At 46.8% G+C, this 15,720-nt stretch carries 11 protein-coding genes and 1 pseudogene; all 12 read left to right on the top strand.

The genetic code is table 11. The features are described from left to right. Positions 1-164: 164 nt before the first annotated feature. The 12 genes and pseudogenes from BWI97_RS15295 (at position 165) to BWI97_RS15240 (ending at position 15,699) form a co-directional block, all read left to right on the top strand. Positions 165-806, top strand: a complete 642-nt coding sequence (locus tag BWI97_RS15295; protein ID WP_102201600.1) for a hypothetical protein — start codon at positions 165-167, stop codon at positions 804-806. Between the two features lie 64 nt (positions 807-870). Then, positions 871-1,314, top strand: coding sequence for a hypothetical protein (locus BWI97_RS15290; RefSeq protein ID WP_102201599.1), 444 nt, complete (start codon positions 871-873; stop codon positions 1,312-1,314). 87 nt (positions 1,315-1,401) lie between these two features. Further along, positions 1,402-3,218: pseudogene (locus BWI97_RS15285) on the top strand (ABC transporter ATP-binding protein). Positions 3,219-3,266: 48 nt separating this feature from the next. After that, positions 3,267-3,692: a Fur family transcriptional regulator gene (locus BWI97_RS15280; RefSeq protein ID WP_094815126.1), complete on the top strand. Its 426-nt coding sequence runs from the start codon at positions 3,267-3,269 to the stop codon at positions 3,690-3,692. A 368-nt stretch (positions 3,693-4,060) separates the two neighbouring features. Next, a complete protein-coding gene (locus tag BWI97_RS15275) occupies positions 4,061-5,290 on the top strand; it encodes a cytochrome c3 family protein (RefSeq protein WP_094815125.1) in 1,230 nt (409 codons plus the stop codon). 58 nt (positions 5,291-5,348) lie between these two features. After that, positions 5,349-8,417, top strand: a complete 3,069-nt coding sequence (locus tag BWI97_RS15270) for a TAT-variant-translocated molybdopterin oxidoreductase (protein WP_102201598.1) — start codon at positions 5,349-5,351, stop codon at positions 8,415-8,417. An 82-nt stretch (positions 8,418-8,499) separates the two neighbouring features. Next, complete coding sequence (gene nrfD / locus BWI97_RS15265) at positions 8,500-9,912, top strand: NrfD/PsrC family molybdoenzyme membrane anchor subunit (protein ID WP_094815123.1); 1,413 nt, start codon at positions 8,500-8,502, stop codon at positions 9,910-9,912. Between the two features lie 31 nt (positions 9,913-9,943). Then, on the top strand, positions 9,944-10,483 hold the full coding sequence (locus BWI97_RS15260; protein WP_094815122.1) for a DUF3341 domain-containing protein: 540 nt from the start codon (positions 9,944-9,946) through the stop codon (positions 10,481-10,483). A 67-nt stretch (positions 10,484-10,550) separates the two neighbouring features. Then, a complete protein-coding gene (locus tag BWI97_RS15255; protein WP_094815121.1) occupies positions 10,551-11,177 on the top strand; it encodes a cytochrome c in 627 nt (208 codons plus the stop codon). A 79-nt stretch (positions 11,178-11,256) separates the two neighbouring features. Continuing rightward, positions 11,257-12,576 carry a quinol:cytochrome C oxidoreductase gene (locus tag BWI97_RS15250; RefSeq protein WP_094815120.1) on the top strand — a complete coding sequence of 440 codons (1,320 nt, stop codon included), beginning with the start codon at positions 11,257-11,259 and terminating at the stop codon, positions 12,574-12,576. A 69-nt stretch (positions 12,577-12,645) separates the two neighbouring features. Beyond that, positions 12,646-13,773 carry a cytochrome c oxidase subunit II gene (locus tag BWI97_RS15245; RefSeq protein WP_094815119.1) on the top strand — a complete coding sequence of 376 codons (1,128 nt, stop codon included), beginning with the start codon at positions 12,646-12,648 and terminating at the stop codon, positions 13,771-13,773. A 30-nt stretch (positions 13,774-13,803) separates the two neighbouring features. Further along, positions 13,804-15,699 (top strand): cbb3-type cytochrome c oxidase subunit I, encoded by a 1,896-nt coding sequence (locus BWI97_RS15240; protein ID WP_094815118.1) that lies wholly within the window; start codon positions 13,804-13,806, stop codon positions 15,697-15,699. Positions 15,700-15,720 lie beyond the last annotated feature (21 nt).

The raw sequence follows: 15,720 nt of genomic DNA, 5'->3' as shown, positions 1-15,720 counted from the left end.
TGTAAACTATTCCGAAAAATGAGTTCCAGGATCGTAATCAGCTCGTTACCGAACTGCACCGGAGAGTAAACGAACCAAGCCTACGGGAATTTTATAAACAGGCTCAGGAAAGTTTTCAAAACTTCCAGCCCCTACAGGCCGATCTGCGTACCGCTTTTCGGAACATGAGGGCCTACGATCCCAGGTTCCGAACGCCACGCGTGCAACTGGTTTTTACCGGTTTTATGGGCCCCGATCTGATGGTCAGTGACAGCGTACTGGTCATTGGCATTGATTACTTCATGGGTTCTAAAGCCAAGTATCGGCCTGACGTATACGCTTACCAGCTCTGGCGATACACGCCCCAAGCTCTGGTCCCGCAAATGTTGTTTATTGCTTCAGAACCTTACGTGAAAAGTGATCCGAAAGACCGTACGCTGCTCGCAGAAATGATTAACTACGGAAAAGGATACTTGTTTGCTCAAACAATGCTTCCCCAGACGCCCGATAGTTTGCTGATTGGGTATACTGGGAAGCAACTCGCAGAAACTGAAATAGCTCAGGATTTGGTATGGGGACATTTTATCGACGAAAAACTTTTGTACGAGACCAACCCAAATAAGAAAATCCGCTACCTGGGTGATCGCCCGCAAACGCCGGAGATTGGGCCGCGTTGCCCGGGCAGTATCGGGCGTTGGCTGGGCTGGAAAATCGTTCGCTATTATCAGGATAATAACCCGGACGTTTCTCTGAAGGAACTCATGACGAATACCAACGCCCGGCAAATCCTGGAAGCTTCGAAATACCGGGGCCAGACGGAACAATAATTTTTTTTTTTACCTTATCCAATAAAGCTATTTATTCCATCAGAAAGGATGAGTAGCCACATGTATGGTTATACTGTTTGTTTTTGCTTTTGTTGTATTATTAGGACTGGGCGGTATTGTCTTCTTTATCGTTACGCTTTCGCAGGGAGAGTCCATGCGGGAAGGTCGCCTGAAAAAGTTAACGGCCGAACGCCCGTCACTCGATGAGGCTTCTTTTATACAGGACCTGGTGAATCGGGGTTACGATGAATCGCTGGTTCGAAAACTGTACTCAGAATTAGGTTGGTATTTATCCGAACACCCTGGCTTTGGACTGAACCCTTCCGACAATGCCGAAAAAGATTACTGGATGCCGAGTGAAAACGTCAAAGATTTGATTGAACGGCTTTTTGCTCAGGTACAGGGCCGGCGTCCGCTCATGGCCGACTGGGCCGCCTGGGAACAGCGTACGGGGAAAGCTCCCGTAGCAGTGCTGGAAAACATGCTCCGCTTTGCGACTAACCGTTAAGAACGATTACCACCGTCTCATTTACACATACTCTATAGATTGCTGAGAGGCTTCGGCTGTTCCTGGCATTTTGCATCACTACTCCTTATGGCTAAACGGCAAAGTTCCTTTGGCGAAGAGCCCGCTGCTGAAGACAAGAAAAAAGTAAACCGGGCGGGTTTAAATAAAACATTACACGTATTCCGTTTTGTCAAGCCCTACAAGGGCCTGTTCATCATTGGATTGATTTTCCTGGCCCTGTCGCAGCTGACAATGATGGCTTTCCCGCTGATGATTCGGGAAATTGTGGCAGTACTGGAGAAGAAATCACAGTTTACGCTCAATCAGGTATTGCTGGCTTTGTTTGCGGTGCTGGTAGGACAGGCGATTTTTTCGTTTGCCCGTATTTACTTCTTTACCCGCGTCAGTGAGCGATCAATGGCTGATGTACGCAAGAATCTGTACTCGAAGGTGGTTACCTTACCCATTCGTTTCTTCGAACAGCGTCGGGTAGGGGAGTTGATGAGCCGCATGACTTCCGATGTTTCGCAGTTGCAGGATGTACTAACCATTACACTGGCTGAATTACTGCGGGGTGTAGCCACGCTGGTGATCGGTATCTTTATTATTGTTACGATTTCCTGGAAGCTTACCTTATTTATGCTGGCGACGTTCCCCATTCTGATTGTAGCGGCGATGGTCTTTGGCAAGTTCATTCGTAAGATGTCCAAGCAGGCCCAGGATCAATTGGCGGCGGCGAATGTAGTGGTTGAGGAAACGTTACAGTCCATTAATATCGTAAAAGCCTTTACAAACGAACCCCTGGAAGTAAAACGGTATACAACGGCTCTGGACCGGGGCGTTGCCATTGCTCTGAAAGCATCCATGTACCGCGGTGGGTTTGTATCCTTTCTGATTTTTACGCTGTTTGGTGGAATCATCGGGGTAGTATGGTACGGAGCAACGCTGGTACTCAACGGTGAGATGATTATGGCCGATCTCTTCGGCTTTGTATTGTATACCGCCTTTATTGGTGGATCGGTGGGTGGACTAGGCGATATGTACGCTCAGGTACAGAAAACGATTGGTGCCTCGGAACGGATTCTGGAAATTCTCGAAGAGAAGTCGGAAGTAGAAACGGAACAGACGGGAGCCCTGACGAAAGTAGATCTGGAAGGTACCATTGAATTCCGGAACGTAGAGTTCAACTATCCGTCCCGCCCCGATATTCAGGTATTGAAGAAGATCAACTTACAGGTACACCGTGGGGAGAAAATTGCTTTGGTAGGCTATTCCGGAGCTGGTAAATCAACGATTGTACAGTTATTGATGCGTTACTACACCCCGCAGAACGGTCAGATCCTGGTGGATGGCCAGCCCATTCAGCAGTATTCCATTCCAGGTTACCGGAGCCACATGGCGGTTGTACCACAGGAAGTGATGCTGTTTGGCGGAACCATTCGGGAAAACATCGAGTACGGTCGTCCCGGAGCTACGGACCAGGAAATTGTGGATGCAGCCCGGAAGGCCAATGCCTATGATTTCATCACCTCATTCCCCGAAGGTTTTAACACCCTCGTTGGGGAGCGGGGCGTGAAGCTTTCGGGTGGACAGCGGCAACGGATCGCCATTGCCCGGGCCATTTTGAAAGATCCGGCCATTCTGATTCTGGATGAAGCGACTTCCTCGCTCGATGCTGAATCAGAAAACTCGTACAGGATGCGTTGGATCGATTGATGGAAAATCGCACGACCATCATCATTGCTCACCGGTTGGCTACGATTCGCAACGTCGATCAGATTTATGTACTCCAGCAGGGCGAAATCATTGAACAGGGAACGCACGAGGAATTATCGCTGATGGAAGAGGGTTTATACAGCGGACTCGTGAAGTTGCAGTTTGAAAATGCCGTAAATTCGAATTAACGTTTCGGGCTGGAAATCCGGTCTTTGAAACTCTACTAATACATTCGTATGAATAGACTCGTGCCGATTACGCTCAAGCAGCATGGCCTTCGCCATACAGAAGCTCGGGAAGAAGTACTGGATTTGTTTTATACTAAGAATTTTGCCCTTTCGCACGGAGGTCTGGAAAGCGAATTACAGGAACGATTTGATCGGGTAACCATTTACCGAACATTAAAGACATTTCTGGATAAGGGAATCATTCATAAAGTACTCGATGATGAAGGTACCGTGAAGTACGCCATGTGTCGATCTGACTGTCAGGCGGAAGATCATGAACACCATCATGACCACGTACACTTCAAGTGCTTGGACTGTGGACAAACGACTTGTCTGGATGAAGTCCGAATTCCGAGTTTGGATTTACCCGAAGGATATAAACGTCAGGAAATCAATCTTCTAGTACAGGGTACCTGCCCAGCTTGCAAATCTTAATTTCTTAAACGGTATGCTCAATACTCCCGGCCAAAAGCCGGGAGTATTTGTTTTATTCGGAGAATAAGTTGGCCATAAGCTAGAAATTGCTTGATTAAAACCTTGCAAGTAATTGATAATCAAATAAGAAGCTAGAATAGTTTTTTTGAAGCTGAAGATTGACTGTCAATGGGAAGTGCGGAAAGTATGAAAAGCCACTCACAGGTTTTTCGGGTTATTTAGAAAGAATTTAAATAAATATTTTTCTCCTTGTTTTGACGTTCGGGAAAATTCTTGAGTTTGAAGAACAACGATCCGATTGTAGTTTTGTGAGCCCGGAATGGGTCTATACGGGCATACCGTACTGAAAATAAAAGTTGAAAAGTATTATGATCAAACGAGCACTTAGCTACTTCTTCGGGACCGCAACAGCTATCGTCCTGACGCTGTGGGGTAGCACGTCCGGCTTTGCACAGGATCCCGCAAAAGGCGAACAGCTCTTCACCAACAACTGTGCATCCTGTCACAGTGTGGGAGCGGATAAGCTAATCGGCCCCGGTTTAAAAGGTGTCAACGAACGGCATGACGAAGCCTGGTTGATTAAATGGATTAAGAACCCGGCCGGTATGGTGGCCAGTGGTGATGAACAAGCCACTAAACTTTACGATCAGTACAAGCCTATCATGATGACGGCTTTCGGAAGTCTTTCCGACGACGACATCAAGAGCATTCTGGCCTATGTAGATCAAAAGAACAAAGGTGGTGAAGCAAAAACTGGCGGAACTGGCGATGGTGCTCCGCAACAAGTAGCCCAAAGTGGTGGTGGCGAGCAGTCATCCGGTTTCTTTGGTGTGGTACTGGTTGCTCTGCTGGTAGTCATGATTCTGATGCTGATTGCTCTGTTCGGTATTCTGACCGTACTGAGTCGTCTGGCTACGGTAGATCCTTCTTCACCCGAAGCTCAGAAGATTCCTTTCTTCGCTCGTCTGAAAGAAAGCACGGGTAAACTGGGTAACAGCCCGGCCTTCCGTACAGGAGCTCTGCTTTTATTCGTCCTTTTAGCGGGTAAGGTTAGCATCGATGGTATGTATGGTATTGGTATTCACCAGGGGTATGCTCCTAAGCAGCCGATCGCATTCTCGCACAAGCTACACGCAGGCGAGTATAAGATTGACTGTAACTATTGCCATACCGGCGTTAATAAAGGTAAGCAGGCAAATATTCCTTCCCCGAATATTTGTATGAACTGCCACAACGCTATCAAAACTTCTTCCCCTGAAATTCAAAAAATTTACCGGGCTATCGAGAAAGATCAACCTATCGAGTGGATTCGCGTGCATAACCTGCCTGATCTGGCCTACTTCAATCACTCTCAACACGTAAACGTAGGCGGTCTGCAATGTCAGCAGTGCCACGGTGAAGTGGAAAAAATGGAAGTGATTGAGCAACGCTCTACGCTGACGATGGGCTGGTGTATCGATTGTCACCGGAAAACCAGTGTGAATGCGAAAGACAACCAGTACTACGACAAACTGGTTGAGATTCACAAAAAAGAAGGTGTGAAAGACATGAAAGTGGCTGACATCGGAGGGCTGGAATGCTCGAAGTGCCACTATTAATATAACAGGGCGGCTTTCTTTGGAAGCCGCCTTTCCCAACACGAGTTTTTCTAAGAGAATGGAAAATACTACGAAGCGATACTGGCGAGGAATTGAGGAGTTACGAAACGATCCCGAGTTCGTAAAAAACGCTCATCGCGAATTTGCTGATTCATCAGACATTACCGACGGAGGTGGAACCTACCGCCGTGACTTCCTGAAAATGTTGGGCTTTGGTGTAGCAGCGGTTTCGCTGGCTGCCTGCGAGGCTCCGGTACGGAAAGTCATTCCTTACTTAAATAAACCTTCAGACGTTGAGCCAGGTATTGCAAACTGGTACGCTTCAACGTATGTAGATGGAGGTGATTATAGTGCCATCCTGGTGAAAACCCGCGAAGGACGACCCATCAAGATTGAAGGTAACCCGAATTCAAGTGTATCTCAAGGCGGAACCGGTACGCGTGTGCAGGCTTCCGTATTGAGTTTGTACGACAATGAGAAGCTGAAAGAAGCTCAAAAGGGTGGCAAGAAAATCGAATGGGAAGCTCTGGATAAAGAAGTAGTAGCGGCTCTGGCCTCTGCTCGCAATGTTCGGATTGTATCCAATACGATTTTAAGTCCGACTACGAAAGCCGTTATCGAAACGTTCAAGGCGAAATACCCTTCGACGGTACACGTGTCGTATGATCCGAATTCGGCATACGGACTCACGCAGGTACACGGTGGCCAATTACCCGCTTTTGATTTCAGCAAAGCGAAAGTAATCGTAAGCTTAGACGCTGACTTCCTGGGAAGCTGGATTTCTCCGGATGAATTCTCGAAGCAGTGGGCCGTAGGTCGTCGTCTTTCTTCGGCGAAAAATGGCAATAAGCAAATGTCACGTCACTACGATTTCAGTACGCTGATGACGTTGACGGCTTCCAATGCTGATTACCGTGGACGGGTGAAACCTTCTCAATCCGGATTAGTAGCTTCTACGCTGCTGCGTCTGGTGGGTGGTTCTGCCAGCACGGCTGATGTAAAAATCGAATTCCTTGAAAAAGCAGCGAAAGATCTGAAAGCTGCTGCTCCGGGTACGACTCTAGTGGTATCAGGTTCAAATGATCCGAACGTACAAACAGTAGTAGCTGAAATCAACAAGGTTTTAGGTAACTACGGTACGACGATTGCCGGCACGAGCAACTACAAACAAGGTGACGATGCCGCTTTCAATACGTTCGTTAATGAATTGAAAGGTGGACAGGTTGACGCGGTAATCTTCTACGGTGCTAACCCCGTATACGATAGCCCCCGCGGTAAAGAAATCGCCGATGCTCTTTCACGGGCGAAGGTAAGCGTATCGTTTGCGGATCGGGCTGATGAAACGGCTGCTCTGTGTCAGTACGTGGCTCCAGATTCTCATTTCCTGGAATCATGGGGTGATGCCGAACCGAAACCTGGTTTCTACTCGATCATCCAGCCGACGATTTCAACGATCTTCAGTACGCGTCAGGCTCAGTCTTCTTTATTAACCTGGGCTGGTCAGAACGCTGATTATTACGAATTCCTGACGAAATACTGGGCTGCCAACATCCTGAAAACAGGAAGTAAAGAGGCCTGGAACAAAGCCTTGTACGAAGGGGTATTTGAACCTGGTAAAGGAACTACCCCTGCGGCTCCGGTTGCAACGACCGATCTGCTGACGGCCCTGGGTAAAATTAGTGGTACGTATAAAGCTTCTTCTACGGTTATTGAATTCATGCCGTACGAAAAAGTTTCCATGGGTACAGGCTCACAAGCGAACAACCCCTGGTTACAGGAATGTCCCGATCCGATTTCGAAAGCCACGTGGGATAACTACGCTGCGATTTCTCAGAAAACGGCGGATAAACTGGGTGTAGCTCAGAATGATATGGTAACGCTGGAAATCGCTGGTAAAGAAGCCATCGAACTTCCGGTATTGATCCAACCCGGTCAGACGGTTGACACGGTCGGTATCGCGATTGGATACGGTCGTCAGAAAGCGGGTAAAGCAGCGGATGGTGTAGGTAAAAACATCTATCCCTGGATCAACTCAGCGGGTGCTGAAATCAAAGTAACGCCAACGGGTAAAACCTATAAGTGGGGTATTGCTCAGACGCAGACGCACAACACCGTTATGGCTCGTGAGTCTGTCGTACAGGAAACAGTACTGGCTCAATACCAGGAGAATGTTAAAGCAGGACGGTTCCAACCGAAAATTGCTACCTCTGAAGGAAGCAAAAGTCCTGGCGACATTTCCCTCTGGAATGGTCACGAAAAACAAAATCACAGTTGGGGAATGGTCATTGACCTGAACCTGTGTACAGGTTGTGGTTCCTGCGTAGTAAGTTGCCAGGCGGAAAACAACGTGCCCGTAGTCGGTCGTAAAGAAGTAGTAATGCGTCGTGAAATGCACTGGATTCGCATTGACCGTTACTATTCATCTGTACAACCCACGGAAGACGAAGGCGTATTCCAGGAATTGAAGACGCTGGAATCAGCGGCTGAGAATCCGGAAGTCGTATTCCAGCCCATGTTGTGCCAGCACTGTTCGAATGCTCCCTGCGAAACGGTATGTCCGGTATTGGCTACCACGCACAGCAACGAGGGTCTGAACCAAATGACTTACAACCGTTGTATCGGTACGCGTTACTGTGCCAACAACTGTCCGTATAAAGTACGCCGGTTTAACTGGTTCAAATATTTTGATGAAGATCGTTTCCCTTACCACTTCAACAATGACCTGGGTAAAATGGTCATCAACCCTGAAGTTACGGTTCGTAGCCGTGGGGTAATGGAAAAATGTTCGTTCTGCGTACAACGTATCCAAGCTACCAAACTGGCAGCAAAGAAAGAGCGTCGCAGACCTTACGCGAATGAAGTACAGGTGGCTTGTTCGCAATCTTGCCCCACAGGAGCGATTGTTTTTGGTGACATGAACAATCCGGAAAGTAACATTTCTCAACTGCTGGCGGTAGAAAAAGAAGGACGTGCCTTTACCATGCTGGAAGAAATCAACGTACTGCCCCAGATCAGCTATCTGACGAAAGTACGTAACAAAGATTTCGCCGATTCCGTAGCTCCCAACAAAAAAGAGCTGGGTCACGGAGAAGGTCACGAGCATAAGCAAGTAAAAGAACACGCGTAACCGATTTCTCATCCCTTCTGACGAGTTTCGGCCCGTCAGAAGGGATCATATTATTCAATAGAAACTCTGAAAATTTAGAAATATGTCACACGTCAGTGCTGTTGTAAGGCCTCCTTTGGTGACAGGTGGAAAATCCTACCACGACATTACCGAGGACGTATGTCGGCAGGTAGAAGGAAAACCGACTACCTCGTGGAAGATCGTTTTCGCTATTTCCTCGCTGGTTCTAGCCGTGGGTACGGTTTCGGTATTCTGGACTTGGTGGGATGGTTTGGGTAACTGGGGTTTGAATAAAACCGTTGGTTGGGCCTGGGACATTACCAACTTCGTATGGTGGGTAGGTATTGGTCACGCAGGTACGCTGATTTCGGCGATTCTTCTGCTGTTCCGTCAAAAGTGGCGGACGTCCGTTAACCGGGCAGCAGAGGCCATGACGATTTTCGCCGTTATTTGTGCCGCTAGCTTCATTTTAATGCACGCCGGTCGGGCTTGGTTAGCTTACTGGTGTATCCCTATTCCTAATACGTATGGTTCGTTGTGGGTAAACTTTAACTCACCCCTGGTTTGGGACGTATTTGCTATTTCAACGTACTTCTCCGTATCCTGCCTGTTCTGGTACGCAGGTTTGATTCCGGACTTAGCAACCATTCGTGACCGTGCCAAAAGCAAAGTTTCCAAATACATTTACGGCTTGCTTTCTATGGGCTGGAATGGAAATACGAAAACTTGGGCTCGTTACGAATATGTATCGCTGATCCTGGCAGGTATCTCTACACCGCTGGTACTTTCGGTACACACGATCGTATCTTTTGACTTTGCTACGTCTGTTATTCCAGGCTGGCACACGACGATTTTCCCTCCGTACTTCGTAGCAGGTGCTATTTTCTCAGGTTTTGCCATGGTAAACAACCTGTTGCTGATTGTACGCTGGACGTTTAAACTGCAGGATTACATTACGATTGAGCACATCGAGACGATGAATAAAATCATCACCGTTACGGGTTCTATCGTAGGTATCGCTTACATCACGGAGTTCTTTATTGCGGCGTATTCAGGGGTTAGTTACGAACAGTATGCGTTCATTAACCGGGCTACCGGACCTTACTGGTGGGCTTACTGGGCGATGATGACCTGTAACGTAGTTACGCCTCAGCTGTTCTGGATTCGTAGCATTCGCCGGAGTATCACCTGGACATTTGCTTTAGCTGTAGTGGTAAACATCGGTATGTGGTTTGAGCGTTTCGTAATTATCGTAACCTCTCTGCACCGTGATTATATCCCTTCCAGCTGGGCTATGTTCTCACCGACGCTGATTGACATCGGGGATTACGTTTTCACCTTTGGTCTGTTCTTCGTCCTGTTCCTGTTGTTTGCCAAATACTTGCCCGTAATCAACATGGCGGAAGTAAAAGCAGTCATGAAGAGTTCTTCCGAGCGTTTCCCTTACAAAGTGAAACCCAGCTCGAAAAAACCTGGTCAACACGTAACCGAATAAGCTTAATTCAAGGAAAAAGCATTCAATCCTCATGGATACCAACAAGAGATTTTTAGTAGGAGTGTACGATGATGATGACGAGGTGATGGCCGCCGTGAAAACGGTACGGGCCAGCGGCATCAAGATTCATGACGTCTATACTCCGTTCCCTGTACACGGTCTGGACAAGGCGATTGGTCACCCACGGACCCGGATTCCGATGGTTGCATTCATGTTCGGTACGCTGGGTTTGATAACGATGTTTGTCTTTACGCTGTATACCATGCGTTTAGATTGGCCTATGAACATTGGGGGTAAAGATTATTATGCTTTGCCGGATTTTATTCCACCCATGTTTGAGTTTACGGTATTGTTTACGGCCTTTGGTATGGTATTTACCTTCTTCATTACCAATGGATTGTGGTGGGGTAACAAGGCGGTAATTTTCGATTTGCGTAGTACTGACGATAAGTTCGTAATGGCGATTGATACGGCTTCCAACCAGAAATCAGAAGCTGAGATTGAGAAGGCTCTTCGGGAAACCGGTGCCATTGAAATCAACGTAAAAGAAATCGTTGAGGAAGAAGACTAAGTGAAAGGATAGGGTACCTGTTTGCAGGTGCCATTCTATCGAGCGTTAATATCAACTTGATTGGACAATGAAAAAATACCTACCGTTTGTGTGGATTGCAGCTTCCCTTGTGGTGGTTCTGCTGGCGTCCCTGAAACGTGATCCTCAACACCAGGCCTGGGAATTTGCTCCTAACATGTACTATCCCGTAGGCTACGAACCCCTGTCACAGATTGATGCGAACCCCATCAATAGTGCAACGGGAAAAGGTAACCTGAACATGCGGGTACCCGTAAAAGGCACTATTCCTCAGCAAAGCTATACGACGACGCTCGGCGATACGACGGTGTCGGCTTTGGAACGGATGGATCTGATCGCACGGAACGTTCCGGCTGATAGTATTGCCATGTCAGAAGCAGTTCTTTCGAACCCGATTCCTACTACTGACAAATCATTGAAGCAGGGCGAGTTGCTCTACGGTCGTTATTGTCTGCACTGCCACGGTGGTACGGGTAAAGGCGATGGTATTGTAGGAAAAAAATACGGCGGGGTACCCGTGTATTCAAGCGACGCCCTGAAAGATCTGAACGACGGACATATCTATCACGTCATTACCTACGGAAAAGGCCGGATGTGGCCTCATGGTTCGCAGGTATCACCTGAAGATCGCTGGAAAATCGTTCAGTACGTGCACAAACTTCAGCAACAACCCTAATCTATTAAAGAGTTAACTGGGAATCGTTAATGGTTTATTGACGATTAGCGAACAACTGATAACGAATAACGAAAGTATAATGGCAGAGCACAATCACCATTTTGATCCAGCGGAGATGGAAGAATGGTATGACTTTACCTCCTCTTCAAAGCGTAAGCTGATTATCGGTATGCTGGCAGGTCTGGCTACTCTTTTGATTGGTGCGTTTTTAGTAGCAAAAGGTTGGGGAATTGGACTTAATCACGTACATGAGCACGCAGAACACGCCGCTCATGGACACGAAGCTCATCACGGCTTGCCCGCCTGGGGTAAACGTGTAGTAGGCAACCTCTGGATGAATGCAGAATTCTTTACTGGTATTTCAGTTATCGGTATGTTTTTTGTGGCTATCCAGTACCTGTCGTGGGCTGGATGGTCTTCGATCATCAAACGTATTCCTGAAGCTTTCCCGGCTTTCATTCCCTTTTCGGGAGCGATCATGCTGGTTCTTTATGTTGCCTTTGGACATGAGATTTTCCACTGGCGTCACGAAGGAATCATGGATCCTGAAAGCGAACATTATGATGCAATCATTGCCGGTAAAAGCTGGTATTTGAATAATGCTTTCTTCTTAATCCGTACCGTTCTTTATTTAGGTTCATGGTATGGATTGTGGGTATACCTGCGTAATCTTTCAAAACAGGAAGATGCTATTGGAGGTACGGAATGGTGGTATAAAATGAAGTATCTATCCCGGATCTTCATCCTTGTTTTTGCCGTAACGTCTTCTACTTGTGCCTGGGATTGGGCGATGTCCATTGATACGCACTGGTTCTCAACTATGTTCGGTTGGTATCACTTTGCTTCCTGGCACGTAACTGGTCTGGCTGTTACGACGTTAAGCGTAATCTTCCTGAAAGAAAAAGGTTACCTGCCCGCTGTAAACGAAAACCATTTACACGATTTAGGTAAATTCATGTTTGCCTTCTCAATTTTCTGGACCTACGTGTGGTTTGCTCAATTCCTGTTGATCTACTATGCTAACCTTCCAGAAGAGACGATCTACTACAAAGAGCGTTTCGGCGGATACGGTGGTATCTACAAAGCTCCTTTCTTCATCAACCTGTTCATGGGCTTCCTGGTACCCTTCCTGTGGTTCATGACGCGTGATGCAAAACGGAACTTCACATTCCTGAAAGTAGGATCCTTTGCCATTATCATTGCTCACTATTTTGATTTCTATCAAATGATGATGCCGGGTCTGGTAGGAGCAAACGGAGGATTTGGACTGATTGAATGGGGTACGACGTTATTCTTTGCCTGTGCCTTTATCTACGTGATCTCGGCTCAGTTGACAAAAGCTTCGTTAGTGGCGAAAAACCACCCCATGCTGGAAGAAGCCGTTCATCACGATATTTAGTAATCGGATCGAACGTTGCATTTGCGATAGGTGTTCTGAAATAGAAAAGTATCAAAAACAAAGATTGTCATGGTTTATATCGTTGGTTTGCTGGCGGCCGTTCTGTTGGTGCTTACGGTGGTAGTACTCAACCGAATGTCCGTATTCACCAAAGGTTTCGCTTCGACTTCGTCAAGCAATGAACCGGGATTAGCAAACAAAATCAATGCGGCTTTACTGCCGATTGTGTTCGTAGTGGGTAGCATTGCAGGGGTATGGTCTTTTATTGAAGCAACTCCTAACTTCCTGCCTGATCCGTCGTCGACTCATGGTAAAGAGATCGATACAATGTTCTGGTGGTTCATGGGAATCGTTACGGTTGCTTTCTTCCTTACGAGCGTTCTCTTGTTTGCGTTCGCTTTTAAGTACCAGTATGATCCGAAACGTCGGGCAACGTTCTATCCGGTTAACCACCGGTTGGAGTTAGCCTGGACGGTAATCCCGGCTATTATCATGGCTATCATGGTATTCATGGGCTGGCGTGTATGGCGTGACATCACTACGGAAGCACCTGCGGATGCTTACGTGATTGAAGTAACGGGAAAGCAATTTAACTGGATTGCCCGCTATCCTGGCGTAGATGATAACAAGTTGGGGAGCTACAACTACAAACTGATTGATGCTACAAACGAAGTAGGTATCGATCTGTCGGATGAAGCTGCATTTGATGATGTAATCAGTAATACCTTGTATCTCCCTAAAGGAGTACCTGTATTATTGAAAATTCGTGCTCGTGACGTATTGCATAGCGTATTCCTTCCTCACTTACGGGTGAAAATGGATGCTGTGCCGGGTATGCCTACTAAATTCTGGTTTACGGCAACGAAAACTACAGATGAGATGAAAGCCGAGACGAACGATCCTAAGTTTGAGTATCGTCTCAATTGTACGGAGATTTGTGGCCAGGGTCACTTCTCTATGAAAATGAACGTAGTAGTATTGGAAGAAGATGATTTCAAAGCTTGGTTGAAAACCCAAAAATCATTCCTGGCTACCAACACTAGTTATCTGGATCGCGTACCGGCTCGGTTGAAAGCGAAAGCTATGAAGTATACGGAGTCAGCTGAAGAAGCTCCTGCGGGTGAGTCTGCCCCTGAAGGTGAAGCTCCGGCTGATAGTACGGCTGCGGCTTCGGGTGCTACCGCTTCCCTACGTTAATTCTGCATCTTAAAAACTAAAAAAGAAGATATGGCACTGACTCACGACGATCATCACGACGTTCATGGCGTTCATGAGCACGAGCATGAGCATCACGAGCAAAATTTCATCCAGAAGTACGTCTTCTCGGAAGACCATAAAATGATTGCTAAGCAGTACCTGGTAACGGGTATTATCTGGGCTTTCATTGGTGGATTGCTTTCTATTTTGTTCCGTCTTCAATTAGGTTTTCCTGATTTGAAACTGGATGGACTGCGTTGGCTTTTAGGCAACTGGATCAATGCAGAAGGTAAGCTGGAAACGGAATTCTATCTGGCTCTGGTTACGATGCACGGTACCATCATGGTATTCTTCGTACTGACGGCAGGTTTGAGCGGTACGTTCTCAAACTTCCTGATTCCCTTACAAATTGGAGCACGTGACATGGCTTCCGGATTCCTGAATATGCTTTCGTTCTGGTTCTTCCTGGTAGCCGGTTTGATTATGTTTGCTTCCCTGTTCATTTCAACGGGACCTGCCGCAGGTGGTTGGGTAATTTATCCGCCTTTATCAGCTATTCCAACGGCTTCTAATGGTTCAGGTATGGGGATGACGCTTTGGTTGATTTCAATGGCGTTGTTCATTGTTTCTCAGTTGATGGGAGGTTTGAATTACATTACGACCATTATCAACCTGCGGACTCGGGGAATGTCTTTTAGTAAGCTTCCTTTGACAATTTGGTCATTCTTCCTGACAGCGGTATTGGGTTTGCTTTCATTCCCAGTATTATTAGCGGCAGCTCTGTTATTGATTTTTGACCGTAGCTTCGGTACGAGCTTCTATATTTCCGAAATCTATATTGGTGGTGAAGCTTTACCACAACAAGGTGGATCGGCGGTTTTATTCCAGCACTTATTCTGGTTCTTAGGTCACCCCGAGGTATACATCGTATTGTTACCAGCTCTTGGTATTACTTCTGAAGTTATTGCTACGAATTCTCGTAAACCTATCTTCGGTTACCGTGCCATGATTGGTTCCATGTTAGGTATTACGTTGCTGGCCTTTATCGTATGGGCTCACCATATGTTCGTATCAGGTATGAACCCGTTCCTTGGTTCGGTCTTTATGTTCCTGACGCTGATCATTGCGGTACCTTCTGCTGTAAAAGCCTTTAACTACATCACTACGCTGTGGAAAGGTAATATCGTCTTTACGCCAGCTATGTTGTTCTCGATCGGTCTGGTATCGCTTTTCGTCGCAGGTGGGGTAACGGGTATTATCCTGGGTAACGCTGCTCTGGATATCCAATTACACGATACGTATTTTGTAGTAGCTCACTTCCACTTAGTAATGGGTTCTGCCTCATTCTTTGGATTGATGGCTGGGGTTTACCACTGGTTCCCTAAAATGTATGGTCGTATGATGAATGATACGCTGGGTTATATTCACTTCTGGCTTTCATTTATTGGGGTATTCTGCGTGTTCTTCCCCATGCACTATATCGGTATTGCTGGATTCCCCCGTCGTTACTACTCGTTCTCAACGTACGATCTAACGAACTCTTTTGCTGATTTGAACATGTTCATCAGTATTGCAGCTATCGTCACGTTCGCTTCGCAGGGTCTGTTTGCCTGGAACTTCTTCTACTCAATGTTCAAGGGTAAGAAATCCGTTCAAAACCCCTGGCGTTCAAATACGATCGAATGGACGGCTCCGGTAGTACCAGGTCACGGAAACTGGGAAGGACCTATTCCTGCGGTCTACCGTTGGCCCTACGATTATTCGAAACCAGGTGCAGTAGAAGATTACATTCCTCAAACGGTACCTTTCTCTTCGACTCCTGAGTCTAACTTACCGGAAGAAACGGAGCAAATTGCTTTAGAGAAAGCTATTGAAGAGTTGCACGTTTTCCAGAAAGAAGTGTCTGCCAAGTCAGGCGGTCATTAATTTTGAGGCTGACCAAATACA

The sequence above is a fragment of the Siphonobacter sp. BAB-5405 genome (assembly GCF_002872335.1).
Taxonomy (GTDB): domain Bacteria; phylum Bacteroidota; class Bacteroidia; order Cytophagales; family Spirosomataceae; genus Siphonobacter.
Note: the sequence above shows the minus strand (reverse complement) of the source record. Positions and strands in the feature narration are given on the sequence as shown.

Excerpts from the sequence above, each read along its gene's own strand:
- BWI97_RS15255 (WP_094815121.1), top strand. The coding sequence starts at position 10,551 with ATGAAAAAATACCTACCGTTTGTGTGGATTGCAGCTTCCCTTGTGGTG.
- BWI97_RS15290 (WP_102201599.1), top strand. The coding sequence starts at position 871 with ATGGTTATACTGTTTGTTTTTGCTTTTGTTGTATTATTAGGACTGGGC.
- BWI97_RS15275 (WP_094815125.1), top strand. The coding sequence starts at position 4,061 with ATGATCAAACGAGCACTTAGCTACTTCTTCGGGACCGCAACAGCTATC.
- BWI97_RS15260 (WP_094815122.1), top strand. The coding sequence starts at position 9,944 with ATGGATACCAACAAGAGATTTTTAGTAGGAGTGTACGATGATGATGAC.
- BWI97_RS15245 (WP_094815119.1), top strand. The coding sequence starts at position 12,646 with ATGGTTTATATCGTTGGTTTGCTGGCGGCCGTTCTGTTGGTGCTTACG.
- BWI97_RS15250 (WP_094815120.1), top strand. The coding sequence starts at position 11,257 with ATGGCAGAGCACAATCACCATTTTGATCCAGCGGAGATGGAAGAATGG.
- BWI97_RS15240 (WP_094815118.1), top strand. The coding sequence starts at position 13,804 with ATGGCACTGACTCACGACGATCATCACGACGTTCATGGCGTTCATGAG.
- BWI97_RS15270 (WP_102201598.1), top strand. The coding sequence starts at position 5,349 with ATGGAAAATACTACGAAGCGATACTGGCGAGGAATTGAGGAGTTACGA.
- nrfD (WP_094815123.1), top strand. The coding sequence starts at position 8,500 with ATGTCACACGTCAGTGCTGTTGTAAGGCCTCCTTTGGTGACAGGTGGA.
- BWI97_RS15295 (WP_102201600.1), top strand. The coding sequence starts at position 165 with ATGAGGGCCTACGATCCCAGGTTCCGAACGCCACGCGTGCAACTGGTT.
- BWI97_RS15280 (WP_094815126.1), top strand. The coding sequence starts at position 3,267 with ATGAATAGACTCGTGCCGATTACGCTCAAGCAGCATGGCCTTCGCCAT.